The 2,673-nt window shown below is 62.3% G+C and carries 2 protein-coding genes and 1 pseudogene; all 3 read right to left on the bottom strand.

What is annotated here, in order from left to right; translation table 11 throughout:
• Positions 1-175, bottom strand: a pseudogene (locus ACIO0C_RS31160) (DsbE family thiol:disulfide interchange protein); the annotation flags it as partial.
• Positions 172-2,160, bottom strand: a complete 1,989-nt coding sequence (locus ACIO0C_RS31165) for a heme lyase CcmF/NrfE family subunit (protein WP_401318347.1) — start codon at positions 2,158-2,160, stop codon at positions 172-174. The pseudogene ACIO0C_RS31160 and the gene ACIO0C_RS31165, both read right to left, overlap by 4 nt.
• A 3-nt stretch (positions 2,161-2,163) precedes the next feature.
• The gene (ccmE, locus tag ACIO0C_RS31170) at positions 2,164-2,619 is read right to left on the bottom strand and encodes a cytochrome c maturation protein CcmE (protein WP_401318349.1); all 456 of its coding nucleotides are present in this window, start codon (positions 2,617-2,619) and stop codon (positions 2,164-2,166) included.
• Between the last annotated feature and the right edge of the window lie 54 nt (positions 2,620-2,673).

The following is a 2,673-nucleotide window of genomic DNA, read 5'->3' on the forward strand; positions in this document are numbered from 1 at the left end:
TGTCGGCACGGGTCAGGGTCTTGTCGCCCTGCACCGCCGGCAGGGAAAACTCCGGGAAGGGTTTGCCGATCATCGCCGAGGGCAACTCGGCCGGGTCCAGGTACAGACCGCGATACAGGAAAACAGCCACCACCAGGAAAATCGCCAGTGGCAACAGCATCAACCAACGCTTCATGCAGTCGCTCCAGACATGCCCAGTGCTTCACGCACACGGCTTTTCACCTTGACTCGATAACGTCCGTCCAGCGCTGCCAGCAACCCGCCCAGACCGGTGAGCAAACCACCGAACCAGATCCAGCGCACGAACGGCTTGACGTGCACGCGGACCGCCCAGGCGCCGCCCCCCAGGGGTTCGCCCAGTGCGACGTAGAGGTCACGGGTGAAACCGGCGTCGATCCCGGCTTCGGTCATCACCGAGTTCTGTACCGTGTAGAGGCGTTTTTCCGGGTGCAGCACGCTGACTTCCTTGCCGCCCTTGATCACCCGAACGGTGCCCTTGTCGGAGGTGAAATTCGGGCCTTCGAAGTGTTTGGCGCCTTCGAAGATAAACTGATAACCGCCCAGGGCCATGGATTCGCCGGGCGCCAGGCGCAGGTCGCGCTCGGCACTGTTCTGGCTCGACAACACCACGCCCAGGGCGCAAACGGCGATGCCCAGGTGTGCAACCTGCATGCCCCAGTAGCTGCGTGTCAGGGTCGGCAGGCCTTTGATCAGGCCTTTGTGGCGAGTCTTGTCGACAATGTCACGCGCACCCGCCAGCAACACCCAGGCCGCGAGCATGAAGGTCGCCAGCACCGCCCAGTTGAAATCGCCGTAAGCCACGCCAGCCACCACCGCCAGCGCGGCGCTGCCCAGCAGTACCGGGGTGAGCATGCTCAGTAGCCACTTCACCGGGGTGTCTTTCCAGCGCACGATCACGCCGACCGCCATCACCAGCATCAACAAGGCCATCAACGGAATGAACAGCGCGTTGAAGTACGGCGGGCCGACCGACAGCTTGGCGCCGGTCATGGCATCGAGAATCAACGGATACAAGGTGCCCAGCAGGATCATCGAAGCCGCCACCACCAGCACCAGGTTGTTGCCCAGCAACAGGGTTTCCCGGGACCAGAGGTTGAAGCCGACCTGGCTCTTGACCACCGGTGCGCGCAAGGCGAACAGCGTCAGCGAACCACCGACCACGAACAGCAGGAAGATCAGGATGAACACGCCGCGCTCGGGGTCCGAGGCAAAGGCATGCACCGAGGTCAGCACGCCGGAACGCACGAGGAAAGTGCCCAGCAGGCTCAACGAAAAGGCGGCAATGGCCAGCAACACGGTCCAGCTCTTGAACACGCCACGTTTTTCCGTGACCGCCAGCGAGTGAATCAGCGCGGTACCCACCAGCCAGGGCATGAACGAGGCGTTTTCCACCGGGTCCCAGAACCACCAACCGCCCCAGCCGAGTTCGTAGTAGGCCCACCAGGAGCCGAGTGTGATGCCGATACCGAGGAAGGCCCAGGCGACGATGGTCCACGGACGCGACCAGCGCGCCCACGCGGCATCCAGACGACCGCCCATCAGCGCTGCGATCGCGAACGCGAACGCCACCGAGAAACCGACGTACCCCATGTACAGCATCGGCGGGTGAACGATCAGGCCGATATCCTGCAGCAATGGATTGAGGTCGGCGCCATCGCTGGGCATTTGCGGCAGGATGCGCTTGAACGGGTTCGAGGTGAGGATCAGGAACAGCAGGAAACCGGTGCTGATCATGCCCATCACTGCCAGCACCCGTGCCAGCATCACTAGCGGCAACTGCCGGGAGAACACCGACACGGCGAACGTCCAGCCGCCGAGGATCAGCGCCCACAACAGCAACGAACCTTCGTGTGCGCCCCATACGGCGCTGAATTTGTAATACCAGGGCAAGGCACTGTTGGAGTTGCTGGCGACATAGGCGACAGAAAAATCGTCGGCCATGAACGCATAGGTCAGGCATGCAAAAGCGAACAGCAGGAAGGCGAACTGCCCCCATGCCGCCGGCTGGGCCAGGCTCATCCAGAATCGGTCACCGCGCCAGGCACCGACCAATGGCACGACGGCCTGAACCAGCGCAAAACACAGCGCCAGGATCATGGCCAGATGGCCCAATTCGGGAATGAAGATGCCGGAAGTCATGGATCAACCCTCCTTAGCGGGTGTTGGGGCGGATTGACCACTGTCTTTCAACGCCTTGGTCACTTCCGGCGGCATGTACTTTTCATCGTGCTTGGCCAGCACTTCATCGGCCACCACCACACCTTCGGCATTGAGCTTGCCCAGGGCGACGATGCCCTGCCCTTCGCGGAACAGGTCAGGGAGGATGCCGCGATAAGCGATGGTCACGGATTTGTTGAAGTCGGTGACGACGAACTTCACGTCCAGCGAGTCGCTGGAACGCTGCAGCGAGCCCGCCTCAACCATGCCGCCGGCGCGGATGCGCGTGTCCTGCGGGGCTTCGCCATTGGCGATCTGGGTCGGCGTGTAAAACAGGTTTATGTTCTGCTGCAAGGCACTTAGGGCCAGGCCCACGGCAGCGCCGACCCCGACCAGGATCGCCAGAATGATGATAAGACGCTTTTTACGCAGCGGATTCACTTGCCGTTCTCCCGGCGCAGACGACGCGCCTCTTGTTGCAGATACCGCTTGCGG

It is taken from the genome of Pseudomonas sp. NPDC087336 (assembly GCF_044744285.1).
Taxonomy (GTDB): Bacteria; Pseudomonadota; Gammaproteobacteria; order Pseudomonadales; family Pseudomonadaceae; genus Aquipseudomonas.

Coding starts and splice junctions, on each gene's coding strand:
- ACIO0C_RS31165 (WP_401318347.1), bottom strand. CDS start 2,160: ATGACTTCCGGCATCTTCATTCCCGAATTGGGCCATCTGGCCATGATC.